This is a genomic window from Streptomyces sp. NPDC126499, from assembly GCF_040302485.1.
In the GTDB taxonomy this organism is placed as follows: Bacteria; Actinomycetota; Actinomycetes; order Streptomycetales; family Streptomycetaceae; genus Streptomyces.
Genome location: NZ_JBEOUO010000014.1, coordinates 168,544 through 193,308 on the forward strand (window position 1 = coordinate 168,544; position 24,765 = coordinate 193,308).

The 24,765-nt window shown below is 73.9% G+C and carries 26 protein-coding genes; 14 read left to right on the plus strand and 12 right to left on the minus strand.

Features of this window, described 5'->3' with window-relative positions:
• Nucleotides 1-43 precede the first annotated feature (43 nt).
• Nucleotides 44-274: a DUF4287 domain-containing protein gene (locus ABTZ91_RS22055; RefSeq protein ID WP_345487683.1), complete on the minus strand. Its 231-nt coding sequence runs from the start codon at nt 272-274 to the stop codon at nt 44-46.
• Nucleotides 275-374: 100 nt separating this feature from the next.
• On the opposite strand from ABTZ91_RS22055, the gene ABTZ91_RS22060 reads away from it, so the two are divergent.
• Nucleotides 375-704 carry a hypothetical protein gene (locus tag ABTZ91_RS22060; protein ID WP_352078891.1) on the plus strand — a complete coding sequence of 110 codons (330 nt, stop codon included), beginning with the start codon at nt 375-377 and terminating at the stop codon, nt 702-704.
• A gap of 27 nt (nt 705-731) precedes the next feature.
• On the opposite strand, the gene ABTZ91_RS22065 is transcribed toward ABTZ91_RS22060, so the two are convergent.
• The 3 genes from ABTZ91_RS22065 to ABTZ91_RS22075 all read right to left on the minus strand — a co-directional run bounded on the left by ABTZ91_RS22065 (nt 732) and on the right by ABTZ91_RS22075 (nt 4,551).
• A complete protein-coding gene (locus ABTZ91_RS22065; protein ID WP_352078892.1) occupies nt 732-1,712 on the minus strand; it encodes a hypothetical protein in 981 nt (326 codons plus the stop codon).
• A gap of 332 nt (nt 1,713-2,044) precedes the next feature.
• Entirely contained in the window at nt 2,045-3,265 is a 1,221-nt protein-coding gene (locus ABTZ91_RS22070; RefSeq protein WP_352078893.1) for an acetyl-CoA C-acetyltransferase, read from the minus strand.
• 254 nt (nt 3,266-3,519) lie between these two features.
• Nucleotides 3,520-4,551 (minus strand): SGNH/GDSL hydrolase family protein, encoded by a 1,032-nt coding sequence (locus ABTZ91_RS22075; protein ID WP_352078894.1) that lies wholly within the window; start codon nt 4,549-4,551, stop codon nt 3,520-3,522.
• A 150-nt stretch (nt 4,552-4,701) separates the two neighbouring features.
• Between ABTZ91_RS22075 and ABTZ91_RS22080 the strand changes: the two genes are divergently transcribed.
• On the plus strand, nt 4,702-6,096 hold the full coding sequence (locus tag ABTZ91_RS22080) for a cystathionine beta-synthase (RefSeq protein WP_352078895.1): 1,395 nt from the start codon (nt 4,702-4,704) through the stop codon (nt 6,094-6,096).
• 428 nt (nt 6,097-6,524) lie between these two features.
• On the plus strand, nt 6,525-7,358 hold the full coding sequence (locus ABTZ91_RS22085; protein WP_352078896.1) for a MurR/RpiR family transcriptional regulator: 834 nt from the start codon (nt 6,525-6,527) through the stop codon (nt 7,356-7,358).
• A 31-nt stretch (nt 7,359-7,389) separates the two neighbouring features.
• On the opposite strand, the gene ABTZ91_RS22090 is transcribed toward ABTZ91_RS22085, so the two are convergent.
• From ABTZ91_RS22090 to ABTZ91_RS22115, 6 genes are all read right to left on the minus strand, one after another.
• Entirely contained in the window at nt 7,390-7,761 is a 372-nt protein-coding gene (locus ABTZ91_RS22090; protein WP_352078897.1) for a hypothetical protein, read from the minus strand.
• 68 nt (nt 7,762-7,829) lie between these two features.
• Nucleotides 7,830-8,210 carry a roadblock/LC7 domain-containing protein gene (locus ABTZ91_RS22095; RefSeq protein WP_352078898.1) on the minus strand — a complete coding sequence of 127 codons (381 nt, stop codon included), beginning with the start codon at nt 8,208-8,210 and terminating at the stop codon, nt 7,830-7,832.
• Between the two features lie 41 nt (nt 8,211-8,251).
• Nucleotides 8,252-9,016: a transcriptional regulator gene (locus tag ABTZ91_RS22100; protein ID WP_352078899.1), complete on the minus strand. Its 765-nt coding sequence runs from the start codon at nt 9,014-9,016 to the stop codon at nt 8,252-8,254.
• Nucleotides 9,013-9,462 (minus strand): hypothetical protein, encoded by a 450-nt coding sequence (locus ABTZ91_RS22105; protein ID WP_352078900.1) that lies wholly within the window; start codon nt 9,460-9,462, stop codon nt 9,013-9,015. Before ABTZ91_RS22105 ends, ABTZ91_RS22100 begins: the two co-directional genes overlap by 4 nt.
• A gap of 312 nt (nt 9,463-9,774) precedes the next feature.
• Entirely contained in the window at nt 9,775-10,254 is a 480-nt protein-coding gene (locus ABTZ91_RS22110) for an SRPBCC family protein (protein WP_352078901.1), read from the minus strand.
• On the minus strand, nt 10,251-11,681 hold the full coding sequence (locus tag ABTZ91_RS22115; protein WP_352078902.1) for a diaminopimelate decarboxylase: 1,431 nt from the start codon (nt 11,679-11,681) through the stop codon (nt 10,251-10,253). The genes ABTZ91_RS22110 and ABTZ91_RS22115 overlap by 4 nt, the downstream gene beginning before the upstream one ends.
• A 124-nt stretch (nt 11,682-11,805) precedes the next feature.
• Between ABTZ91_RS22115 and hutU the strand changes: the two genes are divergently transcribed.
• From hutU to hutI, 4 genes are read left to right on the plus strand one after another with little or no spacing between them, the layout of a single operon-like run.
• Nucleotides 11,806-13,491 carry a urocanate hydratase gene (hutU, locus tag ABTZ91_RS22120; protein ID WP_352078903.1) on the plus strand — a complete coding sequence of 562 codons (1,686 nt, stop codon included), beginning with the start codon at nt 11,806-11,808 and terminating at the stop codon, nt 13,489-13,491.
• Entirely contained in the window at nt 13,488-14,708 is a 1,221-nt protein-coding gene (locus ABTZ91_RS22125; RefSeq protein ID WP_352078904.1) for an allantoate amidohydrolase, read from the plus strand. The genes hutU and ABTZ91_RS22125 overlap by 4 nt, the downstream gene beginning before the upstream one ends.
• On the plus strand, nt 14,705-16,042 hold the full coding sequence (locus tag ABTZ91_RS22130; protein WP_407078007.1) for a formimidoylglutamate deiminase: 1,338 nt from the start codon (nt 14,705-14,707) through the stop codon (nt 16,040-16,042). The genes ABTZ91_RS22125 and ABTZ91_RS22130 overlap by 4 nt, the downstream gene beginning before the upstream one ends.
• A gap of 26 nt (nt 16,043-16,068) precedes the next feature.
• Nucleotides 16,069-17,316 (plus strand): imidazolonepropionase, encoded by a 1,248-nt coding sequence (gene hutI, locus ABTZ91_RS22135; RefSeq protein ID WP_352078906.1) that lies wholly within the window; start codon nt 16,069-16,071, stop codon nt 17,314-17,316.
• Between the two features lie 40 nt (nt 17,317-17,356).
• Here the strand turns inward: hutI and ABTZ91_RS22140 are convergent, their stop codons facing one another.
• A complete protein-coding gene (locus tag ABTZ91_RS22140; protein WP_352078907.1) occupies nt 17,357-17,755 on the minus strand; it encodes a hypothetical protein in 399 nt (132 codons plus the stop codon).
• 167 nt (nt 17,756-17,922) lie between these two features.
• Here ABTZ91_RS22140 and ABTZ91_RS22145 point away from each other — a divergent pair, with 167 nt between their 5' ends.
• A complete protein-coding gene (locus tag ABTZ91_RS22145) occupies nt 17,923-18,453 on the plus strand; it encodes a hypothetical protein (RefSeq protein ID WP_352078908.1) in 531 nt (176 codons plus the stop codon).
• 174 nt (nt 18,454-18,627) lie between these two features.
• Here ABTZ91_RS22145 and ABTZ91_RS22150 read toward each other — a convergent pair whose 3' ends face one another.
• Nucleotides 18,628-19,461 carry an RNA polymerase sigma factor SigF gene (locus ABTZ91_RS22150; protein WP_352078909.1) on the minus strand — a complete coding sequence of 278 codons (834 nt, stop codon included), beginning with the start codon at nt 19,459-19,461 and terminating at the stop codon, nt 18,628-18,630.
• A gap of 182 nt (nt 19,462-19,643) precedes the next feature.
• On the opposite strand from ABTZ91_RS22150, the gene ABTZ91_RS22155 reads away from it, so the two are divergent.
• The 6 genes from ABTZ91_RS22155 (at nt 19,644) to ABTZ91_RS22180 (ending at nt 24,711) form a co-directional block, all read left to right on the plus strand.
• Nucleotides 19,644-20,009: an STAS domain-containing protein gene (locus ABTZ91_RS22155; RefSeq protein ID WP_352078910.1), complete on the plus strand. Its 366-nt coding sequence runs from the start codon at nt 19,644-19,646 to the stop codon at nt 20,007-20,009.
• Nucleotides 20,010-20,109: 100 nt separating this feature from the next.
• Nucleotides 20,110-20,538 (plus strand): ATP-binding protein, encoded by a 429-nt coding sequence (locus ABTZ91_RS22160; protein ID WP_352078911.1) that lies wholly within the window; start codon nt 20,110-20,112, stop codon nt 20,536-20,538.
• Nucleotides 20,539-20,622: 84 nt separating this feature from the next.
• A complete protein-coding gene (locus tag ABTZ91_RS22165; protein WP_407078006.1) occupies nt 20,623-21,354 on the plus strand; it encodes a peptidase in 732 nt (243 codons plus the stop codon).
• Nucleotides 21,354-22,220: a hypothetical protein gene (locus ABTZ91_RS22170; protein ID WP_352078912.1), complete on the plus strand. Its 867-nt coding sequence runs from the start codon at nt 21,354-21,356 to the stop codon at nt 22,218-22,220. Before ABTZ91_RS22165 ends, ABTZ91_RS22170 begins: the two co-directional genes overlap by 1 nt.
• The gene (locus ABTZ91_RS22175) at nt 22,217-23,284 is read left to right on the plus strand and encodes a hypothetical protein (RefSeq protein WP_352078913.1); all 1,068 of its coding nucleotides are present in this window, start codon (nt 22,217-22,219) and stop codon (nt 23,282-23,284) included. The genes ABTZ91_RS22170 and ABTZ91_RS22175 overlap by 4 nt, the downstream gene beginning before the upstream one ends.
• A gap of 14 nt (nt 23,285-23,298) precedes the next feature.
• The gene (locus tag ABTZ91_RS22180; protein ID WP_352078934.1) at nt 23,299-24,711 is read left to right on the plus strand and encodes a hypothetical protein; all 1,413 of its coding nucleotides are present in this window, start codon (nt 23,299-23,301) and stop codon (nt 24,709-24,711) included.
• The last annotated feature ends 54 nt before the right edge of the window (nt 24,712-24,765 follow it).

The window sequence follows — 24,765 nt, forward strand, 5'->3', positions numbered from 1 at the left end:
GGGCCGGCGGCGGATGCGGGCCGGCGGGTGGGGCCGCCCGCCGTCAGAGCATGCGGCGGGCCGCCCGACGCAGGTCGTACTCGTGGATGATCGCCTTGGCGTGGCCGTAGGCGAGGCCGTGCTCGCCGCGCAGCCAGCTGACCTTCTCCTCGAAGCGGATCAGGGACGGGCCCTCCTCGACGGCCCTCAGCCAGTCGGCGATCTCACGACCGGTGCAATGGGGGATGCGGGCGAGCAGGTTGCGGTGGGTTTCCTCGGAGAATGCGTGGGACATCGGCGCCTCCGGACGCGTTGTGCCGTGTGCTCCTTCACGTCACCGTGCCCGAGCGTCCGCCCGTTGGCAATGGCCCCCGGAGGGCGCATAGGGTCGCACGGTGCGCGATACGAGTGAACTGACCGCCGCCGCAGAGCGGTTCGCCGACCGCCTGCGGGCCGCCCCGCAGAGCCGCCTCCAGCGCGGCGCCGCCGCCGAAGGGCTCGCCCTGGCAAGGGAGTTGGCCAACCGGGCGCAGCGTCTGGAGTTCCCCGGACGGGAGCCGGTGACCATGCCGGACGCGGGTGTCTTCACGGTCGCCGACCAGCTGACGGTCGCCGCCACGGATCTGGCCGAAACTTTGCGAACGGCCCCGGCCGGTGCTCCCGAGGGGGACCTGGACGAGGCCGTGAGGCTGGTACGGGAGGCGGAGGCCAGGTCCGGGCTGTAGAGCCCGGCCCCGGGGCGCCCCCCAGGGCTACAGGCTGGCGATCACGCGGTCCGCGAGGATGTACACGTTGTCCTCGGCCGCCTCGCCGCACGAGAAGGTCAGCGCGTAGGCGCCGGACACGCCCGAGCCGCCCAGCAGCACCGGGGTCCGGCCGGCCCGCAGCGCCTCGGCCAGGCGCTCGGCGGTCTCGCGGTGGCCCGGCGTCATACAGAGCGTGGTGCCGTCGGCGAAGACGTACACGTCCAGCGTGCCCAGCGGGCCGGGGCGGACGTCGGTCAGCGCCGTGCGGGTGTCGGCGAGCTCCTCCAGGCGGGACACCGTGCGCTCGTGGTCGGTGACCACCGGGGTCTGGACCGGCACGAAGTCCGGGTGCGAGGGGTGCCGGCGGCGGGCCGCGGCGAGCTCGGGGGAGTCCTCGGGGTACTCGGTCGGCCCGGTGAGCTCCCCGCTGAGCTCGGAGAACTCCTCCAGGGCGTCGAAGGTGTCGAACACGTCCAGCGGGTCACGGCCGTCGAAGGCCTCGCGTCCGTCGAACGTCTCGCGTCCCTCGAACGTCTCGCGCGCGTCGAAGGTCTCCCGACCCTCGAGCGTCTCGCGGCCGTCGAGCGCGGCGGCCTCCGCCTCCATGGCCTCCAGGGCCATCGCCTCCAGGCCCACGAAGTCGGACTGCCGCGGTACGAAGAAGGGACCCTCCTCGGCCGGGCCGGCCAGCCCGCCGAGCAGCGACGGGGCGTCGGCGGCGTCCCGGGCCTCCTGCGCGGCCCAGAAGGCCCGCGCCTCCGCCAGCTCGCGCTCGCGCTCCTCCGCCAGTGCCTCGGCCACCGCGGCCCGTATCTCGTCGGCGGGCGTCTGCCGGGCATGGGGGACGGTCACGCCGTGCGCCGCGGCGAGCTCGCCACGCAGCGCGGTGACCTGCTTGCGGAGACCGTGGGCGGCGTGCAGGGCGGCGGCGCCCACGGCCGTCGCAGCAGCCGTGGTCACCAGCAGGGCAAGAGACAGTGCGCTCACTGACGTACTCCCGATTCGAGTCGATCCCCCGACTTCCTACATCAGCTTGTCGTGGGGTGGCGTCGTCTGTCAGTGCATTACGTCACGAAATGGACAGGTATTTGTGCCTGGTGTTCGGTCCTGAAACTGCCGTGACCTGGGAAAACGACTCTCCCCCGGGACGTATGTCACATCCTGGGGGAGATTCGGTCACGGCTTGGACGCGGCGGGGTTAGTCCGTCGTGCCCGGGAGACTAGCTCAGCCGCTCGATCTTTGGTCGCGCTGAGCTTCGCCACCGCTGCGGGCAGGTGCCGCCCTCGTTCCTCGGGCGACCCCTACCCTCCGCTACGGCTCAGCTCAGCCGCTCGATGACCATGGCCATGCCCTGGCCGCCGCCCACGCACATCGTCTCCAGGCCGAACTGCTTGTCGTGGAACTGGAGGCTGTTGATGAGCGTGCCGGTGATGCGGGCGCCCGTCATGCCGAAGGGGTGGCCGACCGCGATGGCGCCGCCGTTGACGTTGACCTTGTCCAGGTCGAAGCCCAGGTCCTGGTAGGACGGGATCACCTGGGCGGCGAACGCCTCGTTGATCTCGACCAGGTCGATGTCGCTCGTGGTCAGGCCGGCCCGCTGGAGGGCCTGCTTCGACGCCTCGACCGGGCCGAGGCCCATGATCTCGGGGGAGAGGCCGGAGACACCGGTGGAGACGATCCGGGCGAGCGGGGTCAGGCCCAGCTCCCGCGCCTTGGTGTCGGACATGATCACCAGCGCGGCGGCGCCGTCGTTCAGCGGGCAGCAGTTGCCGGCCGTGACCAGGCCGTCGGGACGGAAGACCGGCTTCAGGCCGGAGACGCCCTCCAGGGTGACGCCGGCGCGCGGGCCGTCGTCCTTCGAGACGACGGTGCCGTCGGGCAGCGTCACCGGGGTGATCTCGCGCTCCCAGAAGCCGTTCTTGATGGCCTCTTCGGCGAGGTTCTGCGACCGTACGCCGAACTCGTCCATCTCCTGGCGGCTGATGCCCTTCCAGCGGGCCAGGTTCTCGGCGGTCTGACCCATGGCGATGTACGCGTCCGGGACCAGGCCGTCCTCGCGCGGGTCGTGCCAGGTGGAGCCCTCGGACTCGGCGACGGCCGCGGTGCGGGCCTCGGCCTCGGCGAAGAACGGGTTGTGCGTGTCCGGCAGCGAGTCGGAGTTGCCCTTCACGAAGCGGGAGACCATCTCGACACCGGCCGAGATGAAGACGTCGCCCTCGCCCGCCTTGATCGCGTGCAGCGCCATGCGGGAGGTCTGCAGCGAGGAGGAGCAGTAGCGGGTGACGGTGCAGCCGGGGAGGTGGTCCATCCCCATCTGCACGGCCACGATCCGGCCCAGGTTGTTGCCCTGCTCGCCGCCGGGCAGACCGCAGCCGAGCATCAGGTCGTCGATGTCGCGCGGGTCGAGCTCGGGGACCTTGGCGAGGGCGGCCTGGACGATCGTGGCGGTGAGGTCGTCGGGACGCAGGTCCTTCAGGGAGCCCTTGAAGGCCCGGCCGATCGGGGAGCGGGCGGTCGAGACGATGACGGCTTCGGGCATCACGGCTCCAGGAGGGGTGCTGGGTGGACGGACAGAATGGGAAGTTACCTGTACGTACCGCACGGGGTCATCGGGCACGGCATGTGATGCGGGCCTCTTTTCTAAGCGCTCGCTCAGCCGGCCGGTGCGGGGGGTGCCCGGACCCCTCGGCGCGGCCCCGCCGCCGGGATGCGGACCCGCGCTCGGCCAGGGCTATGGCCGCGGTGGCGGCGCCCCCGCCGGGCCCGGACTCAGGCCGCGGCGGCGGCCCCCGCTCAGGCCGGGTCCGCGGCCGTGCGCGGGTCGGGTGCGTCCGCGTCGCCGCCTCCGCCCTCCGGGGCGCCCGGCAGCGGCAGGCGCCGGCGCCTTCGGTACTTGAGGAGCGCCCACGGCGCACGGGCGCCGGTGACCTCCGTACCGGCCTGCTTCGCCGCCTCGGCCGCCGCCTTCGCCACCGGCAGCATGTCCTCGTGCCGGGCCGCGTCGATCCGGTCGGCCTCCGGCCACACCCCGAGCGCCGCGCAGACCGTCGGCAGCACCGCCATCGCCGCCGTCGCGTAGCCCTCCGCCGACGGGTGGAAGTTGTCCACGCCGAACATCTCGCGCGGATTGGCCGCGAACTCCGGACCGAGCAGATCGCCGAGCGACACCGTCCGGCCGCCCTGCTCGACGACCACGATGGTCTGCGCCGCCGCCAGCTGCCGCGAGGCCCGCCGGGCCAGCCAGCGCAGCGGCTGGTAGACCGGCTCGATCGTGCCCAGATCCGGGCAGGTGCCGACCACCACCTCCGCGCCCGCCGTCCGCAGCCGCCGCACCGCCGCCGCCAGGCACCGCACCGACTGCGTCGGCGGCATCCGGTGCGTGACGTCGTTCGCCCCGATCATGATCACGCACACGTCCGGCGCCCCGGAGGGCGAGGAGAGCAGCAGCGACACCTGCCGCTCCAGGTCGTCCGAGCGCGCCCCGGGAAGGGCCACGTTGCGCAGGTCCACGGGCCGCTCGGCCACCGCGGCCAGCCCCGAGGCGAGCAGCGCGCCCGGCGTCTGCCCGACCCTGCGCACGCCCTGGCCCGCCGCCGTGGAATCACCCAGAAGGGCGAGCCGCAGCGGCTCCTCCCCGCCGTAGGAGCCGCCGTAGCGGCCGTCCGCCCCCGGCGGCAGCGGCGCCACACCGCCCCCCACGTTCCGCTTGGCCAGCTGCACCTCGGCCAGCAGCACCCCCACGGCCGCCACGCCGAGCAGGCCGATGCTCCCGCCGCCGTACGCCGCGCCCGCGGCGATCCGTCGCGCCACCCTCGCCCTGGACATCGGTGCACGCACCTCCTTCGAGCGTCCTCGCCGTCTACGGGCCGCCGCGTTCGCGCCGCCTTGTGCTTACTCACTGCCCCGTAACCGGCACCGCGTACGCATTCCACGGAATACGCTGGCTGCACCATTACGGAGACCCCGGAGATTACGGTGCAATTCCACGACTCGATGATCAGCCTCGTCGGCAACACCCCGCTGGTGAAGCTCAACAACGTCACTGCGGGCCTTCAGGCGACCGTCCTGGCCAAGGTCGAGTACTTCAACCCGGGCGGCTCGGTCAAGGACCGCATCGCCCTGCGCATGATCGAGGCCGCCGAGGCGAGCGGCGCCCTGAAGCCCGGCGGCACCATCGTCGAGCCCACGTCCGGCAACACCGGCGTCGGCCTCGCGATCGTGGCCCAGCAGAAGGGCTACAAGTGCATCTTCGTCTGCCCGGACAAGGTGTCCACGGACAAGATCAACGTGCTGCGCGCGTACGGCGCCGAGGTCGTGGTCTGCCCCACGGCCGTCGACCCCGAGCACCCGGACTCGTACTACAACGTCTCGGACCGCCTCGTGCGCGAGACGCCGGGCGCCTGGAAGCCGGACCAGTACTCGAACCCGAACAACCCCCGGTCGCACTACGAGACCACCGGTCCCGAGCTGTGGGAACAGACGGAGGGGAAGATCACCCACTTCGTCGCGGGCGTCGGCACCGGCGGCACCATCTCCGGCACCGGCAACTACCTGAAGGAGGCGTCCGGCGGCAAGGTCCAGGTCATCGGCGCCGACCCGGAGGGCTCCGTCTACTCCGGCGGCTCCGGCCGCCCGTACCTGGTCGAGGGCGTCGGCGAGGACTTCTGGCCCACCGCCTACGACCGCAACGTCGCCGACCGGATCGTCGCGGTCTCCGACAAGGACTCCTTCCAGATGACCCGCCGCCTCGCCAAGGAGGAGGGCCTGCTCGTGGGCGGCTCCTGCGGCATGGCGGTCTGCGCCGCGCTCGAGGTCGCCAAGGAGCTCGGCCCCGACGACGTCGTGGTCGTGCTGCTGCCGGACTCCGGCCGCGGCTACCTCTCCAAGATCTTCAACGACGAGTGGATGGCCGACTACGGCTTCCTGGAGGACACCTCCACCGCCACCGTCGCCGACGTGCTGCGCCACAAGTCGGGCGGCATGCCCTCGCTCGTGCACATGCACCCGGACGAGACCGTCGGCCAGGCCATCGAGGTGCTGCGCGAGTACGGCGTCTCCCAGATGCCGATCGTGAAGCCGGGCGCCGGCCACCCCGACGTCATGGCCGCCGAGGTCGTCGGCTCGGTCGTCGAGCGCGAGCTCCTGAGCGCCCTCTTCACCCAGAAGGCGTCCCTGGAGGACCCGCTGGAGGACCACATGTCCGCCCCGCTGCCGCAGGTCGGCTCGGGCGAGCCGGTCGCCGACCTGATGTCGGTCCTCGGCGACGCGGACGCGGCGATCGTGCTGGTCGAGGGCAAGCCGACCGATGTGGTCAGCCGCCAGGACCTGCTGGCCTTCCTGGCCGCCAACGGCGGTACGAAGCAGCACTGACGGCCGCCCGGCGCCGGTGTGGTGACGGGCCGTCGGGCGCGGGTGGGCGCGTTCGCGCAATCGGTACGCGCGCGACACGTCGCCGCAGCACCCGCTTAACAACGGTCCGGCAGAGTGTTCCTCATCGGCGCCACGGACCTCCGGAGCGGCTCCCGGCCTTCCGCCGGCGCCATGGACGCGGACCGGCCCTGACCCGGGCCCGTGTCCCTCGCGGGGACCGCCGTCGTCCCGCCCCCCGGTCACCCGGGGGTGCGGCGGTCCCCGCGCAACTCTCTCTTCCCGGCCTCCCGGGGTCTCCCGGGCCTCCCGGCGCCTGCCGGCCTCCCGGGCCTTCCGGCCCCTTGCCCCGGGCTTCTTCCCTTGCCTGTCTGCATATTCTCATGCAGAGTTCAGGTGGATGAATAATCGGAAGACGGAAGGGGGACGGCATGAGCGACAGCCCGGCCGGACGGCTGCAGACGCTCTTCGAGGGGCACCGGCTGACACCGACCCAGCGGCGGATCGCGCACTGCATGGTGCGGCGCGCCGCCGACGTGCCGTTCCTGTCCAGCGTGGAGCTCGCCGAGCTGGCCGGGGTGAGCCAGCCCTCCGTCACCCGCTTCGCCGTCGCCCTCGGCTTCGACGGCTACCCGGCGCTGCGCCGGCACCTGCGCGAGAGCGTACCGGCGGTCGCCGAGGAGCTCGCCGGGCACAACGAGTACCAGCAGGCCGTCCTCGGTGAGATCGAGAACCTCAAGCACCTCGCCGACCTGCTCGCCGACCCCGCGCCCGTCGAGCGGGCCGGCCGGCTGCTCGCCGCCTCCCGGCCGCTGCCCGTCCTCGGACTGCGGGCCGCCTCCTCGCAGGCCAGGGGTTTCGCCTACTTCGCGGGCAAGGTCCACCCGGACGTCCGGCTGCTCGACGAGGGCGGCTCGATGCTCGACGACCGCATCGACGCGGCCGTACGGGCCGGGGCCACGGCGCTGCTGTGTTTCGCGCTGCCCCGGCACCCGCGCGAGGTCGTCGATGCCCTGGCGTACGCCCGCGCCGCCGGCCTCACGGTGGTGACCGTCGCCGAGTCCGCCTTCGCACCGGTCGCCGCGCACAGCGACCTGCTCATTCCGGCGGCCGTCGGCACCGGCCTCGCCTTCGACACGGCGTGCGCGCCGATGCTGCTCGGCCGGGTGCTGCTCGAAGCGATGGCGGACGAACTGCCGGACGCGCAGGCCCGCCTGGAGGAGTTCGACGTGAAGGCGGCGGCCCGGGGCCTGTTCGTCGAGTGAGCCCCGGGATCCGCCCGGTCCCCCGGCTCCCTCAGACCTCCAGTTCCGCCTCGATCCTCTTCAGGTGGTGGCGGGCCATCGCCAGGTTGGCCCGGTTCTTGTCCAGGGCCAGGTAGAGGAAGAGGCCGCCCGCGCCCCGGGTCTTGAGCAGGCGGATCAGGTGGTACTGGGTGCCGAGGGTGATCAGGATGTCCTCGATCTCGTCCTGAAGCCCCAGGGCCTCCATGGCGCGGAGCTTGGCGCGGACCACGTCCGTGTTGGCGGCCGCCGCCACGTTCAGGTCGAGCTCGGTGGTGCCGCCGATGATGCCGAGGGCCATGCCGCTGGTGTAGTCGACGAGGGCGGCCCCGATGGCGCCTTCGATCTGGGCCGCTTCCTTGAGGGAGGTCTCGGTGTTCGCCATGGTTCTTCCTTCGCGTGAGCGTGTGGTGGGTGGGCTTGTCAGGGGTGCGCGGACGATCAGCCGGGGTCTCAGCGGTCGAGGGCGCCGTCCACCAGCTCCCCTATCCGGGCGCTGGACCTGCGGGCCTCCAGGTGGAGCCGGCCGACGTTGATCCGGGGTTCGGCGAGCAGTGTCAGGACGGCCGAGCCGCCCGCCGCGTACGTCGCCACGTAGCCGTGCTCGCCGCGGACCAGGAGCTCCCGGAAGCCGCCCTGTCCGGTGGTGTCGGCCAGGCGCTGCCCGACGCCGAGGGCGGCGGCCGTCAGCGCGGCGACGCTCTCCGCCTCGCCGTCCACGGCGTCCTGCGCGAGCACCAGGCCGTCGACGCTGGCCGCGAGGGCCCCGGTGAGCTGCGGCAGCCGGGCCCGCAGCCGTCTCAGTTCGACGAGGACCTCGGCTTCTGCGGTCATCAGTTGTCTCCTCTCGGCGCGCAGGCGCAGGGCACGCCTCATCACAGGGCTGCCTCCAGGGCGTCACGGAGCCGGCGGAGCAGGGCGATGTCGGGGTCGAGGGTGGCGACCTCGCCGACCCAGGCGGGTACGGCGGGCGGGGGCGGTGGTGCCTCGTGCGGGGTCTCCACCAGGCCCGCCGCGGCGAGCCGGCGTACGTCGAGCAGCGTGTGGAAGGCTGGCCGGCCCAGCAGCCGGGCGAGATCCGCCGGCGTGCGCACTCCGTCGGCCGCCGCGAGCAGCGCCCGGTGCCGTGCGCCCACCGGCTGCCCGGGGGCCGCCGGGCGGGGCACCACGGGTGCGGCGTCGACGGCCGGGTACGGCCAGACGCTGTCCAGGAGCTCGCGGCGGCGCCGGGTCTCGCGCTCCACGGTCTCGGCGTCGACCGGCCGCACCGTGCCGAACCAGTGCGCCACCCCGTAACGGAAGCGGGTCGGCCCGGCGGTGGGCGCGAGGGCGAAGAAGGCCGCGTCGAAGACGGCGCCGAGGTGGCAGATCTCCAGTTCGCCGTCGCGCAGCCGGCCGCTGTCGACGAGGAACCGGCCGACGGCGCCGAGCGCACCGGCCCGGTCCACCGCCTCCTCCCAGCCCGCGCGAGGCAGTCGGCCCGCGGCGGTGAGCAGGACGTCGACGCCGGGGGAGCGGGGGCTCTCGGCGTGCACGACCCGGCCGTCGACGAGGTAGAGCGTGCCGTGGTCGCGCAGCAGCGCGCCGGTGGCCTTCTCAGCGGCGAGGCGGGCGAGCATCGGGGAGACGGGAGTGGTCATCCGAGCACCAGCCTCTCGGCGAGGTCGCCGAGCCGGATCCGGGCGAGGGCGAGGTTGCCGGCGGTGCGGTCCAGCCAGAGGTGGAGGCAGACGCTGCTGTCGAAGGCGGTCTCGACGAAGCGGATCACGTGATAGCCGGTGCGGGTGGTGACGATCAGGTCCTCGACGGGCGGGGCGGTCGGTAAGCCGGGCGCGGCAGACGGGGCGCCTGGGGGCGGCGGCGGGGCGCCCGGTAGGACGGTCGGGGCGGCGGAGCCGTCGGCCGATTCGAACTCGGCCGCCACGCGGGCGAGTTCGGCGCTCTCGGCGGCGGTCGTCTCGTGGTCGCCGACCGGGGACTCGCCCGCCGCCCCGAGGGCCAGACCGCTGGTCCAGTCGACCAGCCAGGCCCCGCGCGCCCCCGGCAGGCTCATCGCCTCCCGCAGGCACTCGTCGATTCCGGGCACGCGAGATCCCCTCCCGATACGGCGTGCGGACGAACGGCAGTAACGGTGACGCTACTCATCGTCGTGACCGGCGGGGCGGGTTCTGGCATTTTCCAAAGGAATTTGTCAGGAGCGGATGCCGGAGCCGCACCGGGTCCGGGCCGCGGGCCGACATGCGGAGCCCGGACGCGGAGCCCCGGAAGCTGAGCCCGGACGCGGGCCGGCAGCCGCGCGAGCCCGGACGCGGGCCGGCACCCGGAGCGAGCCCGACCAGGCCCCACCGCGCCCCGCCCACCGCGCCCCGCCCCCACCGCGCCCGGACCCGGCCGGGCCTCAGCCCCGGCTCTCGACCGCCCGGGCGATCTCGTCCAGGTCCTTGGTGAGCGCCCGCGCCACCGCCCGGCCGCCGAGCCGGGCGAGCAGCCGCATGACCAGGCGCGGGGCGCGGTCGTGGGCGGGGCGGGCGGTGAAGGTCATGCGCAGGACGCTCTCGGTCGCGGAGATCGCCGGCCCCCGGGGCGCGAGGGCGATCTCGGAGACGTAGTGCATGCCGTGCGAGTCGGCCACGGTGACATAGCGCTCGGGCGGCTCGCAGACGGTCACGGTCATCTCCTCCGTGGCCGTCCTGCCCATCATCCGCCGGGTCTCCCGCCAGCGGGTGCCCACCGCGAAGCCGCCCTCGGTGAGCACCTCGACCTTCTCGACGCCCGAGAGCACCCGCGGCATGTTCTCCAGGTCCGTGATCGATTCCCAGACCCGGCCGGGGGAGGCGGCGATCCGGCGCTCGACCACGACGGAGGTGCGTGCTGTCATGCCCCCATGGGATCACCGGGCGGCGCGGTGCGCAGCAGTACGTCGGGCCGGTCGCCGCCCGATTCCGCCACGATCTCGTCGAGGGTCTGGGCCCTGCGGACGGTCGTGAAGGCGATGCCGCCGTCGTCCGTCGGGGTGAAGCCGTGGACGGCGGGCCGGGGCAGGCTGTTGTACGCGTAGTGGTGGGCGAAGTAGTACGCGCCGGTGTCCGGCACGGCCACCAGGTCGCCGGGCCGCAGGCGCGGCAGGGAGCGGCCGACGGCGAGCAGGTCCCCGGCGAAGCAGGCGGGCCCGGCCACGTCCTGGACCACGTCCACGACGACCTCCTGGACCGCCTCCCGCTCCCGCACGGCCCCCTCCGGCGCCTCCTCCCGTCCGCGCCCGCGGGGCCGGCCCTCGGCGTCGTACGCGAGGATCCGCAGCGGCCAGGACTCGGGGGCGTAGACCGTCCGGGTGGCGAGCTGCACGCCCGCGTGGGTGACGGCGATCGGGCGGCCGCCGGAGGTCTTGGTGTACTCGACGCGGGCCAGGATCGTGCCGTGCTTGGCGAGCAGCGAGCGGCCGAACTCGGTGACCAGCGCGTACCGCCCGTCGAAGAGCCCGGGGACGGTCGAGGCGAGCAGGTCCGCGTACTCCGCGTAGGTCGGGGTCTCCTCGTCGGAGGCGAAGTTGACCGGCAGGCCGCCGCCGATGTCGAGGGTGTCGATCTGCTGCCGGCCGGCCTTGGTGTTGATCTCCTCGGCGAGGGCGTAGGCGGCGCCGACGCCTTCGGCCATCAGGGCGAGCGGGATGCCCTGGGAGCCGGTGTGGGTGTGCAGCCGGGTGAGCCAGGGGCGTTCCAGGTACGCCTGCACCACGGCCTCGCGCGCCCCCTCGTCGCGCAGCGCCACGCCGAACTTGGAGGTGGCGGTCGCGGTCGAGAGCGCGCCGATGGAACCGGCTCCGACCTGCGGGTTCACCCGGAGTCCGAGGGGTGAGGCGGTGGGCGCGGAGGCGAGGAGGGCGTCGAGCCGGGCCAGTTCCTGGAGGTTGTCGGCGTTGACGGCGATGCCGAGGGCGAGGGCGTGGCGGAGCTCGGCGGGGGTCTTGGCGGGGGAGTCGAGGACCGTACGGGACGGGGGCACCCCGGCCGCGCGGGCCAGCGCCAGCTCGCCGGGGCTCGCGACCTCGACGCCCAGCCCCGCCTCGTACAGCAGGCGCAGGACGGGGACGAGCGGGGCGGCCTTGACGGCGAAGGCGTGCAGCACGGGGGCGTCGGTGACGGCGGCGAAAGCGCTGGTCAGAGCGGCGGCGGAGGCGCGGATGCCGTCGGTGTCGAGGAGGGCGACGACGGGTTCGGAGGCGGAGAGGAGTCCTTGCTCGACCGCGGCGCGGACGGCCCGGTCGCGGGTCCGTTCCCGGCGGTCGGATCCGAGTGAGGAAGCCATGGGTGCGTCCATGGGGCCATCCCACCACCGGGCGGGATGGTGCCGCAGCTGTTGACTAAGACTATTCAGGACGCCAGGATGTGAATAGCTGAATGAATAGCCGAAGGATCGAGGAGGCATCGCCATGTCAGGACCCCGCCCCGTACGGGCCCCGCGCGGTACGGAACTGAGCGCCCTGGGATGGCAGCAGGAGGCCGCCCTCCGCATGCTCCAGAACAACCTCGACCCCGAGGTCGCCGAGCACCCCGACAAGCTCGTCGTCTACGGCGGCACCGGCAAGGCCGCCCGCGACTGGCGCTCCTTCGACGCCATGGTCCGCACCCTGAGGACCCTGAAGCAGGACGAGACCATGCTCGTCCAGTCCGGCCGCCCGGTCGGCGTCATGCAGACCCACGAGTGGGCCCCGCGCGTCCTCATCGCCAACTCCAACCTGGTCGGCGACTGGGCCAACTGGGAGGAGTTCCGGCGCCTGGAGCAGCTCGGCCTCACCATGTACGGCCAGATGACCGCCGGCTCCTGGATCTACATCGGCACCCAGGGCATCCTCCAGGGCACCTACGAGACCTTCGCCGCCGTCGCCGCCAAGAAGTTCGGCGGCAGCCTCGCCGGCACCATCACGCTGACCGCCGGCCTCGGCGGCATGGGCGGCGCCCAGCCCCTGGCCGTCACCATGAACGACGGCGTCGCCATCTGCGTCGACTGCGACCCGCGCGCCATCGAGCGCCGCATCGAGCACCGCTACCTGGACGTGAAGGCCGACAACCTCGCCCACGCCCTCCAGCTGGCCACCGAGGCCCGCGACGCCCGCCGCCCGCTGTCCATCGGCCTCCTCGGCAACGCCGCCGAACTGCTCCCGCGGATGCTCGCCGAGGGCGCCCCGATCGACATCGTCACCGACCAGACCTCCGCCCACGACCCGCTGTCCTACCTGCCCGTCGGCGTGGCCTTCGAGGACATGGCCGAGGCCGCCGCCAAGGACCCGGCCGGCTTCACCACCCGCGCCCGCGAGTCCATGGCCAAGCACGTCGAGGCCATGGTCGGCTTCATGGACGCCGACGCCGAGGTCTTCGACTACGGCAACTCGATCCGCGGCGAGGCCCAGCTCGCCGGCTACGACCGCGCCTTCGCCTTCCCCGGCTTCGTCCCCGCCTACATCCGCCCCCTCTTCTGCGAGGGCAAGGGCCCGTTCCGCTGGGCCGCCCTGTCCGGCGAGGCCTCGGACATCCACAAGACGGACAAGGCGATCCTCGACCTCTTCCCGGAGAACGAGTCCCTGCACCGCTGGATCAAGATGGCCGGCGAGCGCGTCCACTTCCAGGGCCTGCCCGCCCGCATCTGCTGGCTCGGCCAGGGCGAGCGCGACAAGGCCGGTGACATGTTCAACGACATGGTCGGCAACGGCACCCTCGCCGCGCCGCTCGCCATCGGCCGCGACCACCTCGACTGCGGCTCCGTGGCCTCCCCGTACCGCGAGACCGAGGCCATGCTCGACGGCTCCGACGCCATCGCCGACTGGCCGCTGCTCAACGCCATGGTCAACGTCGCCTCCGGCGCCTCCTGGGTGTCCATCCACCACGGCGGCGGCGTCGGCATGGGCCGCTCGATCCACGCCGGACAGGTCACCGTCGCCGACGGCACCCCGCTGGCCGGCGAGAAGATCCGCCGCGTGCTCACCAACGACCCCGGCATGGGCGTCATCCGCCACGTCGACGCGGGCTACGACATCGCGGAGCGGGTCGCCGACGAGCGCGGCGTCCGCGTCCCGATGCGCGAGGGCGACGACGCCGTGTCGCAGGGTGACTGGGCGTGAGCGAGACCTTCCACGCCCTGTGGCGGTCGCTGCGGCCCCTCGGCCGCAGCGACGCCACCGGCGGCTACCGCCGCTACGCCTGGACCGCCGCCGACGCCGACTGCCGGCTCTGGTTCCGGATGCAGGCCGAGGCCCGCCGCCTCGACGTCGAGACCGACCGCAACGGCAACCAGTGGGCCTGGCTCGGCGACCCGGCCGCCGGCGACGCCGTCGTCACCGGCTCCCACCTGGACTCCGTACCCGACGGCGGCGCCTTCGACGGGCCCCTCGGCGTCGTGTCCGCCTTCGCCGCGCTCGACGAACTCCGCGCCCGCGGCGTCTCCTTCCGGCGGCCCCTCGCCATCGTCAACTTCGGCGACGAGGAGGGCGCCCGCTTCGGCCTCGCCTGCGTCGGCTCCCGCCTCACGGCCGGACAGCTGACCCGGGAGAAGGCCTTCGAGCTGCGCGACGCCGACGGCATCAGCCTGCCGCAGGCCATGGAGGCCGCCGGATACGACCCCGAGGCCATCGGTCCCGACCCCGAGCGGCTGGCCCGCATCGGCGCCTTCGTCGAACTCCACGTCGAGCAGGGCCGGGCCCTCGACCTGTCCGGCGACGCCGTCGGCATCGCCTCCGCGATCTGGCCGCACGGCCGCTGGCGCTACGACTTCCGCGGCGAGGCCAACCACGCCGGCACCACCCGGATCGCCGACCGCCGCGACCCGATGCTGCCGTACGCGGAGACCGTCCTCGCCGCCCGCCGCGAGGCCGAACTCGCGGGCGCCGTCGCCACCTTCGGGAAGATCGCCGTCGAGCCGAACGGCGTCAACGCCATCCCGTCGCTCGTCCGTGGCTGGCTCGACGCGCGCGCCGCCGACGAGGCCACCCTCGACGAGGTCGTCGACGGCATCCGGAACGCCGCCCGGGAACACGCCGAACGGCACGGCGTCGAACTCGGCGTCACCCGCGAGTCCTTCACCCCGGTCGTCGACTTCGAGCACGCGCTGCGCGACGAGCTCGCCAGGATCCTCGGCGAGAGCGTCGGCAAGGTCCCCGTGCTCGGCACCGGCGCCGGACACGACGCGGGCATCCTGTCCGCCGCCGTCCCGACCGCCATGCTGTTCGTACGCAACCCCACGGGCGTCTCCCACTCCCCGGCCGAATTCGCCGCCGAGGACGACTGCCTCGCCGGGGTCCGCGCACTCGCCGACGTACTGGAGGGGCTGGCGTGCAGGTGACGACGACGTACTGGCTGGAGCACGCCTGGCTCGACCCCGAGGTCGCGTCGGGCGTGGCCCTGGACGTGGCCGCGGACGGCCGCATCGCCGCCGTGCGGACCGGGATCGCCACCCCGCCGCCCGGGGCGGAGGTCCTGCGCGGCTTCACCATCCCGGGCCTGGCGAACGCCCACTCGCACGCCTTCCACCGGGCCCTGCGCGGCACCGTCCAGGTCGGCTCCGGCACCTTCTGGACCTGGCGCGAGGTCATGTACGGCGTCGCCCAGCGCCTCACGCCCGACAGCTACTTCGCGCTCGCGCGCGCCGTCTACGCCGAGATGGCGCTCGCCGGCATCACCTCCGTCGGAGAGTTCCACTACCTCCACCACGCGCCCGGCGGCCGGCCCTACGCCGACCCCAACGCCATGGGCGAGGCCCTGATCGCCGCCGCTGGCGAGGCCGGCATCCGCATCACGCTCCTCGACACCGCCTACCTCTCCTCCGGTTTCGGCGCCGCCCCCGAACCCCACCAGCTCCGCTTCACCGACGGCACCGCCGACGCCTGGGCCGAGCGGGTGAGCGCCCTCAAGGAGCGCGAGGGCGTGACGATCGGGGCGGCGATCCACTCCGTACGGGCCGTCCCGGCCGAGCAGCTGTCCACCGTGGCCCGGTGGGCCGAGGAGCGGCAGGCGCCCCTGCACGTCCACCTCTCCGAGCAGACCGCCGAGAACGCGGCCTGCCTCGCGGCCCACGGCCGCACCCCGACGCAGCTGCTCGCCGACCACGGCGTGCTGGGCCCCCGCACCACCGGCGTCCACAACACCCACATGACGGACGCGGACATCGCGCTGATCGGCTCGACCGCCACCGGCACCTGCATGTGCCCCACCACCGAACGCGACCTCGCCGACGGCATCGGCCCGGCCGTCGCCCTCCAGCGCGCCGGCTCCCCGCTGTCGCTGGGCAGCGACAGCCACGCCGTCGTCGACCTCCTGGAGGAGGCGCGGGCCATGGAGCTGAACGAGCGCCTGCGCACCCGCACCCGCGGACACTGGACCGCCGCCGCCCTGCTGCGGGCGGCGACCGCCGACGGTCAGGCCGCCCTCGGCCGGCCCGAGGCGGGCGTCCTCGCCCCCGGCGCCCCGGCCGACTTCACGACGATCGCCCTGGACTCGGTCAGGACAGCGGGACCGGAGCCGCGTCTGGCAGCCGAGACGGCGGTATTCGCAGCGTCGGCCGCGGACGTGCGGCACACGATCGTGGGCGGACGCCATGTCGTACGGGACGGGGTCCACCGGACCGTCCCGGACGTGGCCCGGGCCCTCGCGGACTCGATCGCCGCCCTGCGCGGCTGAAGCGGCTGAAGGAGACACCCCTCACCATGGACACCAGTCCCGCGGCGACGAACAACCCGGCGGCGAGCTCCGCCCCCACGAGCGCGAACAGCGCCGTGGCGAAGACCGCCACCGCCATCGTCAACATCGCCAGCCTCGTCACCAACGATCCCTCCCTCGGTGATGGAACCCCCCTGGGCCTGATCCAGGACGCGGCCGTCGTCATCGAGGGCGACCGGGTCGTCTGGGTCGGTGAGAACAGCAAAGCACCCGCCACTGACAACCGGGTCGACGCGGCGGGCCGCGCGGTGATCCCCGGCTTCGTCGACTCCCACTCGCACCTCGTCTTCGCGGGCGACCGCACCGCCGAGTTCAACGCCCGGATGTCCGGCCAGGCGTACGCGGCGGGCGGCATCCGCACGACGGTCGCGGCGACCCGCGCCGCGTCCGACGCCGAGCTGTCGGCGAACGTCGCCCGCTTCCTGCGCGAGGCCCTGCGGCAGGGCACCACCACCTTCGAGACCAAGTCCGGCTACGGCCTGACCGTCGAGGACGAGGCACGGGCCCTGCGCATCGCCTCCGAGCACACCGACGAGGTCACCTACCTCGGGGCGCACATCGTCTCCCCGGACTACGCCGACGACCCGGCCGGCTACGTCGCCCTGGTGACCGGCGAGATGCTGGACGCCTGCGCCCCGTACGCGCGTTGGGTCGACGTCTTCTGCGAGAAGGGCGCCTTCGACGGCGACCAGGCCCGCGCGATCCTCACCGCGGGCAAGGCCAGGGGCCTCCACCCGCGGGTCCACGCCAACCAGCTCTCGTACGGCCCCGGCGTGCAGCTGGCGGTCGAGCTGGACGCGGCCAGCGCGGACCACTGCACGCATCTGACGGACGCCGACGTCGACGCGCTGGCCTCCGGCAACACGGTCGCGACGCTGCTGCCGGGCGCGGAGTTCTCCACGCGCGCCGAGTGGCCGGACGCGCGGCGGCTCCTGGACGCGGGGGTGACGGTGGCGCTGTCCACGGACTGCAACCCGGGCTCCTCCTTCACCTCCTCCGTCCCCTTCTGCATCGCGCTCGCGGTCCGCGACATGCGGATGACCCCGGACGAGGCCGTCTGGTCCGCCACCGCCGGCGGCGCGGCGGCCCTGCGCCGCACCGACGTCGGCCGCCTGACCCCCGGCGCCCGCGCGGACCTCGCCCTCCTCGACGCCCCGTCCCACGTCCACCTGGCCTACCGGCCGGGCGTGCCGCTGGTCGCCGAGGTCTGGCGCAAGGGCGTCCGCACGGCCTGAGCCGCCGCCGTCCGCAGGGGCCCTGGAGCCCTCGCCTCCGTCACGCGAGCCACAGCGCACCACGGCGGTGCCGCGCGGGCGGTACGTCGACAGTGTGGGCGGCATGGGCGTGGAGCGGGCCGCCGGGGGAGTTCACCCGGCGGGTCAGCACCCCGAGCCCACGCCGCAGCCGCTGCCGCGCACGGCGCTCCTCCAGCGCCGCCCACCGGGCGACCGTACGGTCGCGGTTGTGCCGAGGGAACGCGTACACCTCCACCCGCCGCCCCACCACCCGCGGCACCGGCCGCCGCCCTTCCCGCAGGGCGGCGTCGAGGCAGTGCGCGTCGTAGCGGAGGCCGTGGAGCACCAGGGCATGCCAAGGAGCACCGGGACGCCGGTCGTCGTCCACGGCGCGGCTGAGGGCGTGGGCCGGGGAAACGTGGTGGGCGGTGCGCGACATGGAGCCTCCGTCGGTGGCACCGCCAGGACCGTCCTGGCGGGCTACCGGAAGCCCAGGGGCCCGGCCGACCGGGCGCGTCGCCGACTCATGCCGCCGATTCTCCCTCGGGAGCAAGCTCTTGAGAAAGCGGTTGGAGACGGGTTCGCGGACGTGTGAGGCTGTCGCCCATGGGGCATTCACGGGCCTATCCCGTCTTCCGGACGACCGACGCCGACGCCGCGTACGCGCGGGCCAGGGCGTTGTCCGGCCTCCTTACGGAACCCCGGGACGAGATCCTGGTCGAGGCGCTGATCGGGACGCCCGCGCGCGTGCGGGAGGTGGCGAAGATCGTGCCGGGGGCGTGGTTCGAGGACGCCGAGCGGCAGACGTACGACCCCTGGGGCGACAGCCGGCGGGGGCGCTTTCCGGTGTGGGTGTGCCAGGAGGAGGCGCCCCGGGAGGTGGAGCTGCCGTTCCTGTGCGCGGTCGGCGACGACCCGGCGTCCGTCTGGTGGCGCGGGACGTGGCCGGGACCGCGGGGCCACCCGCAGTTCGACGGGGTGCAGGTCACGTTCCACAGCGACGACGTCGAACTGGAGCAGCCGGCGGCCACCCACACCGTCTTCCTCCACGTCAGGCGCTGCCCGGCCAACCGGGTCCGGGAGCTCGCGGCCCGCGCCGGATGCGAGGTGCTGGGGGAGTCCCGGGTCGGCTGGTAGCGCTCGACCGAGGCGGCCGCCGCCTCGGGGACGCGCGGGACGACACAGACGAGGGGGACGGGGAGGGCGGCCGGACGTTCCTCCAGGCCGCCCCCGTGCGATCAGCTCCCCGCCGTCCACGGGCGCCCGCCGGGCGGGTCCGTGGACGTGCCGGGGGCCGGGCAGGCCCCGACCTCACTCCTCGACGGTGAGGCCCTTGCGCAGCCGCTTCAGCGTCCGCGCGAGCAGTCGGGACACGTGCATCTGCGAGATGCCGAGCTCCTCGCCGATCTCGGACTGGGTGAGGCCCGCGGTGAAGCGCAGCGACAGGATGCGGCGCTCGCGTGCCGGCAGTGAGGCGATCATCGGCTTGAGGGACTCGATGTACTCGATGCCCTCCAGGCCGTGGTCCTCGTAGCCCAGCCGGTCGGCGAGGGTGGCGCCGTCGGGCTCGGACTCCTCGGGCGGGGCGTCCAGGGAGCTGGCGGTGTACGCGTTGGCGGCGGCCATGCCCTCGACGACCTCGTCGGTGCCGATGCCCAGCTCGCGGGCGAGCTCGTCGACGGTGGGAGCGCGGTCGAGCCTCTGGGCGAGCTCGTCGCCGGCCTTGGCCAGGTCGAGGCGGAGCTCCTGGAGCCTGCGCGGAACGTGCACCGACCACGAGGTGTCGCGGAAGAAGCGCTTGATCTCGCCGATGATGGTCGGCATCGCGAAGGTGGGGAACTCGACGCCGCGGGAAAGTTCGAAGCGGTCGATCGCCTTGATGAGGCCGATGGTGCCGACCTGGACGATGTCCTCCATGGGCTCGCTGCGGGTGCGGAAGCGGGAGGCGGCGAACTTGACCAGGGCCAGGTTCAGTTCGATCAGGGTGTTGCGGACGTACGCGTACTCGTGGGTGCCCTCCTCGAGGTCGCCGAGGCGGGCGAAGAGGGTCTTCGAGAGGGCGCGCGCGTCGTGCGGCGCGATCTCGTCGACGGGCGGAATCTGCGTCAGTTCCACGAGATCCGGTACGTCGAGCCGGGGTGACATGGTCTCCTCCATCGTGAATGTCTGGCTGCGGTTTGCGGCGCCTCCAAGCCGGCATGTGGAATGTGTCCTTCTAGCCCTACCGGTTTCTGCCCGATGGTTGCAAGTGGCAATTGTCTGCTTTGGCGCGGTATGCGGTGGAGCTTGTGTGCATCGGACACCCGCGCACTTGTATGGTTCGAGACATGTACCGGCAGCACATCGGCAGCGCACCCGAGCGGTTCCGGGTCGACGTCCGGACCGTGGGCGCGAGCGAGGTCCTCACCCCCGTGGGTGAGCTCGATCACCACACGGCCGAACTGTTGCGTGCGCCACTCGACCGCGCGCTCGACGAGGGGCGGACACGCCTCGTGGTCGACTGCTCACAACTGGAGTTCTGCGACTCCACCGGCCTCAACGTCCTGCTCGGCGCCCGGCTGCGGGCAGACGCCGCGGGCGGCGGGGTCCACCTGGCGGCGATGCGGCCCCCGGTGGCCCGGGTCTTCGAGATCACCGGTGCGGACGCCGTCTTCACCGTCCACGACTCGCTCGACTCCGCGCTCCCCGACTGAGCCGGCCCCGGGCCCGCCCGAAGGGCCCGCCCCCCCACTCGTCCGCCCCTGTCGTCCGTTACCCGTCAATCGGTAGAACCGGTGAGGTGAAGAAGCGCTGATGGAGACTGCCTCCGGCGATGCCGACGTCCGGACCCTCGCCCTCGGGGCGGCCAGCGGCACCGTCCCGCTCGCCCGCGACTTCACCCGGCAGGCGCTCTACGACTGGGGCTGGCTGCCGGCCGCCACGGCCGACCGCCGGGCCGCCGCCGAGGACGTCCTGCTCGTCGTCTCGGAACTCGTGACCAACGCCTGCCTGCACGCCGAGGGGCCGGAGAGCCTGCGCGTGCTGCGCTTCGACGGAGCACTGCGCCTGGAGGTCGCCGACCGCGGCGCCGGCCAGCCCGCCCCGCGCACCCCGCACCGGGCCGGACGGCCGGGCGGGCACGGCATGTTCATCGTGCAGCGGCTCTGCCGGGCCTGGGGCATCGACCGCACGCCGGGCGCCGCCGGCAAGACGGTCTGGGCCGAAGTCGCCGCACCCGCCTAGGACTTTCACCCTCCTCTCTCTTCCCTCCGTCACGCCCCGGGCGTACCTTGACGGCCAATCTGAAAGACCGTCAGCAACGTTGCGGTGAGGGGTGCCGAGGTGCCGTACCGGAGGAGAACAGCCCGTGCGCTGACGGCGTCGGCGGTGGTGACGGTGGCGACGGCGGGCGCGGCCGTCCTGCTCTCCGCCCCGGACGCCCGGGCGACCGTCGTCGACGTGAACTACGCCTGCGAGACCAAGATCGGTCCAAAGAGCGCCGTCTCGCCCGTCGACATCAAGGCCGTGCGGAACGGCGGCTCGTACACGATCACGATGTCCTTCGAGAAGGGCGTCTCCGACAGCCCCGTCGACCTTCCCAAAGGCGTCATGACCCCCCGCGCCGAGCTCGTCCTCGGCGGCGCGGCGAGCGGGAAGATACAGGTCAAGGGCGTGCCGAACGCGGCGCTCATCCCCGCGGACACCCCCATCGCGATCGGGCGGCTGACCGGCACGTACACCCCGGAGAAGAGCGGGAAGGTCACCTTCACGGCCGGCACGCTCACCGTCCACGCGCTCGGCATGGACGCGGCCGTCTGCAAGCCCGTCAACAGCCCCCGGCCCTCGCTGGAGCTGGACGTGACCGCGGCGTCCGGGGACCTCGGCGGCGGATCCGGCGACCCCGCGGGCGGTACGGGGTCGGACGGCGGCGAACTGCCCAGGACCGGCCCGCTCGACTCGGCCACCGCGCTCGGCACCCTCGGTGGCACCGTGCTGCTGACCGGCGCGGCCGGGGTGCTCTGGCTCACCCGTCGCACGGCCCGGCACACGGCACGCTGATGCGGGCGGCACGGTCCGGGTACGGGGCCGCCGCCCGCGCCGCGCTCCTGGCGCCGGTCCTCGTGGCCGCGACGGCGGCAGCGCCCGCCCCCACCCCCGCGCCCGCCTGGACGGCAGCGCCCGCCCCCGCCTGGACGGCCGCCCCCACCCCCGCGCCCGCGCCCGCCTGGACGGCCGCGCCCGCCGCCGGGCGCCCGTACGTCTACCTGGAGGGCCCCGCGGGCAGCGTCCTCGAGGACACCCTGTCCGTCACCAACACCGGCACGAAGCCGCTCACCGTACGCCTCAGCGGCCACGGCGGCGCGCCCGTCGCCTTCGCCGCCCGGACGGTGACCGTGCCCGCCAGGACCCGCGCGGACGTGCCCTTCGCCGTCACCGTGAGCGCCGACACCCCGCCCGGCGACCACCGGGGGTCCGTACGGGCCAGTGCCGCCGGACGCGAGTCGGCCGTGCCGCTCCACCTGCGGGTCAGCGGGCCGAGGCTCGCCGCGCTCACCGTCGAGGACGTCCGCGTCGACCACTCCGGCACCCTGCGCTACACCCTCGTCAACCGGGGCAACACCCTCCTCGCCCCGCGTCTGGCCGTACGCGCCGAGGGCGTCCTCGGCACCGTCCTCGACCGCCCCGAGCGCGCCCTGCCGCTCGTCCTGCGCCCCGGCGAGCGCGCCACCCGCAGCGAACCCTGGGCCGACCCGCCCGCCCTCGACTCGGTCACCGTCCACCTCACGGCCGCCGCCCCCGGCGCCGCCCCCGCGACCGCCCGCGCCGACGCCGCCTTCGTCTCGCCGACGGGCCTCGGCGCCGCGACGGCCGCGCTCCTCGCGGCGGCGGGCGCGGCCACGTACGCGATACGGAGGAAGCGATGACGTACCCGCGTACGACACCGGGCGCCCCGCTCGCCGGAGCGCTCCTCGCCCTGCTCGCCCTGCTTCCACTCCTCGCCCTGTCCGCCGGGCCCGCCGTCGCCGAGGAGCCGCCGAGGCCGAAGGTCACGCTGTCGAAGAGCGAGGGCGGCAAGGGCGGTGAGATCACCGTCAGCGGCTCGGGCTGGCAGCCCGGCGCCCTGCTCATGCTGCTGGTCTGCGGGCAGGCGGCGCCCGGCACGGGCGTCATCGGCGGCACCAACTCCTGCGCCAACACTGACGGCCGCGCCGCCACCGTCGACGCCCGGGGCGCGTTCACCCAGAAACTGCCGGTCGCCGAACCGCCCACGCCCTGCCCCTGCGTGATACACGTCGTCGGAGTCACCGGCCGGCAGGACGCCGTGGACACCGAGTTCACCGTCGCCGGGCACCCGACCGCCCCGCTGCCCGAGGCGCAGGACGGCGGCCGGCTCGCCGTGCTCGCCTCGGCCCGGCTCGAAGGCTCCAGCGGCCTCCTCGTCTGGTTCGGGGCGCCCGCCCGCCGCGAGGTCGTCGTCACCGTCGGCAACCTCGGTCCGACCCCGGTGAAGGACCCCGTCTTCGAAGTCGGCACCAGCCACGGCGTGTTCGCGCCGCAGTACGAGGAACGGCAGTGGCGCGGCACCATCGAGCCGGGCCGCAGGGCCCTGGTCAGACTGCCCGTCGAACTGGCGGCGGGCGCCCACGGCGACTACCAGGTCTCCGTGCGCCACGGCGGCAAGGTCCTGGTGGAGCAGCCGTGGGGGGTCGGCAGGCCGTGGGGCGTGACCCTGTTCTGGGTGCTGCTCACGGTCGTCGTCCCGGCCGGCCTCTTCCGTATCGGCATGGCGGTCGTCGACCGGATCAGGCCGCCCGCGGCCCCGGCGGCCCCCGCCGCCCGCCGGCCGCGCGCCCCGCGCCGTCCGCCCGCGCGCCGCCGGGCCGGCGCGCCCGCCCCGGCCCCCGAGGAACCGACCGCGGCCCTGCCGTGGTTCACCCCCGAATCCGCACCGTCAGAGAACAGCCCGACGACGAAGGGAATGTCGTGAGCACGCAACGGAGGATGAGCGCGGCCGGGATCGCGCTGATGCTCGGCGGCGCGGGGATCCTGCTGACCGCGAGCCCCGCCCTGGCCGCCGAGGTCGCGTACCGGACCGAGTGCGTCCCGCCCGCCATCTCCGGCATGCCGCCGGTGCAGGGCACCACCAAGGTGCGGATCACCGCGCCCGCGGAGGCCAAGGTCGGCGACGAGGTCGAGGTGGTGTGGAAGACGGTCGAGGCCGCCTCCAAGAACCCCGACGTCCTCGACCTGGAGAAGGACACGGTGAAGCCGACCGGGGTGATCAAGGTCGGGGGCGCGGCGAGCGGCACCCTGGCGATGGAGGGGCCGCGGCAGAACCCGCCCATCCCGAAGAACAGCCCGATGGTCCTGCCGGACATGAAGGGCAAGCTGAAGCTGGAGAAGGCGGGCGAGATCACCCTGACGCCCGACACGTACACGATCAACGTCTCCAAGCCGATGTCGACGGACACGAAGTGCTCCCCGAAGGAGACGGTCGCGGTCGCCGCCACGATCAAGGTGACGGACGGCGGTGGCGGTACGACGTCGTCCGGCGGTACGAGCACGAGCGGTGGTACGACGTCGTCCGGCGGCACGACGACCTCGGGCGGCACCACCACGAGCGGCGGCACCACCACGTCCGGCGGTACGACGGCCTCGGGCGGCACGAGTACGACGGGTGGCACCACGACGTCCGGCGGCACCACGACCACCGGAGGTACGGCCTCCGGGGGCTCGACCACCGGCGGGGGCGGCGGGCAGACCGACTTCCCGGGCACCGAGGTGGCCGTCAGCTTCGCCTGCCAGGCGCCCGGACCCGCGTCCATCAACTCCAAGGTGACCATCGACGCCAAGAAGAACGGCGGCTCCTACGACCTGACCGTGAGGACCGCCAAGGGCGTCATGAACAGTCCGGCCGCGCTCCCCGCCGGAGCCCTGAAGCCCTCGATGGACGTGAGGCTCGGCGGCGCCGACTCCGGCAGCGTGAAGGTCACCGGCCCCGGCAACCCGGCTCCCCTGGAGGCCGGCAAGCCCGTCGACCTGCCCGACATGAAGGGCACGTACAAGCCGGGGGCGACCGGCAAGTCCACGCTCAGTCCCGGCAGGCTGACCATCACCGTGTCGCTCGGCGGCTCGCCCCTCGTGATCCCCTGCGAGGTCAAGGGCTCGGTCCGGGCCTCCCTCACCCTCGACACCGGCAAGCAGGAGGGCGGCGCCTCCGGCGGCTCCACCACCTCCGGCGGAAACGGCGCAAGCGGCGGGAACGGCGGCTCCGGCGGCGGCCTCGCCGACACCGGCGCCGCCGACGACGGCGCCCTGCGCGCCCTCGCCCTGGTGGCGGGCACGGCGATCCTGCTGGGCGGGGCGGTGTTCGCGTTCACGCCGTGGGGGCGGCCGCGGCGCGGGACGCGGTGAGGCGGTCACCGGACCCGTACGGAGAAGGGCCTGGCCCGGCACCCGAGAGGGGTG

Coding starts and splice junctions, on each gene's coding strand:
- ABTZ91_RS22055 (WP_345487683.1), bottom strand. CDS start 274: ATGTCCCACGCATTCTCCGAGGAAACCCACCGCAACCTGCTCGCCCGC.
- ABTZ91_RS22070 (WP_352078893.1), bottom strand. CDS start 3,265: ATGCCCGAAGCCGTCATCGTCTCGACCGCCCGCTCCCCGATCGGCCGG.
- ABTZ91_RS22075 (WP_352078894.1), bottom strand. CDS start 4,551: ATGTCCAGGGCGAGGGTGGCGCGACGGATCGCCGCGGGCGCGGCGTAC.
- ABTZ91_RS22085 (WP_352078896.1), top strand. CDS start 6,525: ATGAGCGACAGCCCGGCCGGACGGCTGCAGACGCTCTTCGAGGGGCAC.
- ABTZ91_RS22090 (WP_352078897.1), bottom strand. CDS start 7,761: ATGGCGAACACCGAGACCTCCCTCAAGGAAGCGGCCCAGATCGAAGGC.
- ABTZ91_RS22095 (WP_352078898.1), bottom strand. CDS start 8,210: ATGACCGCAGAAGCCGAGGTCCTCGTCGAACTGAGACGGCTGCGGGCC.
- ABTZ91_RS22100 (WP_352078899.1), bottom strand. CDS start 9,016: ATGACCACTCCCGTCTCCCCGATGCTCGCCCGCCTCGCCGCTGAGAAG.
- ABTZ91_RS22110 (WP_352078901.1), bottom strand. CDS start 10,254: ATGACAGCACGCACCTCCGTCGTGGTCGAGCGCCGGATCGCCGCCTCC.
- ABTZ91_RS22115 (WP_352078902.1), bottom strand. CDS start 11,681: ATGGCTTCCTCACTCGGATCCGACCGCCGGGAACGGACCCGCGACCGG.
- hutU (WP_352078903.1), top strand. CDS start 11,806: ATGTCAGGACCCCGCCCCGTACGGGCCCCGCGCGGTACGGAACTGAGC.
- hutI (WP_352078906.1), top strand. CDS start 16,069: ATGGACACCAGTCCCGCGGCGACGAACAACCCGGCGGCGAGCTCCGCC.
- ABTZ91_RS22140 (WP_352078907.1), bottom strand. CDS start 17,755: ATGTCGCGCACCGCCCACCACGTTTCCCCGGCCCACGCCCTCAGCCGC.
- ABTZ91_RS22145 (WP_352078908.1), top strand. CDS start 17,923: ATGGGGCATTCACGGGCCTATCCCGTCTTCCGGACGACCGACGCCGAC.
- ABTZ91_RS22150 (WP_352078909.1), bottom strand. CDS start 19,461: ATGTCACCCCGGCTCGACGTACCGGATCTCGTGGAACTGACGCAGATT.
- ABTZ91_RS22155 (WP_352078910.1), top strand. CDS start 19,644: ATGTACCGGCAGCACATCGGCAGCGCACCCGAGCGGTTCCGGGTCGAC.
- ABTZ91_RS22160 (WP_352078911.1), top strand. CDS start 20,110: ATGGAGACTGCCTCCGGCGATGCCGACGTCCGGACCCTCGCCCTCGGG.
- ABTZ91_RS22170 (WP_352078912.1), top strand. CDS start 21,354: ATGCGGGCGGCACGGTCCGGGTACGGGGCCGCCGCCCGCGCCGCGCTC.
- ABTZ91_RS22175 (WP_352078913.1), top strand. CDS start 22,217: ATGACGTACCCGCGTACGACACCGGGCGCCCCGCTCGCCGGAGCGCTC.
- ABTZ91_RS22180 (WP_352078934.1), top strand. CDS start 23,299: ATGAGCGCGGCCGGGATCGCGCTGATGCTCGGCGGCGCGGGGATCCTG.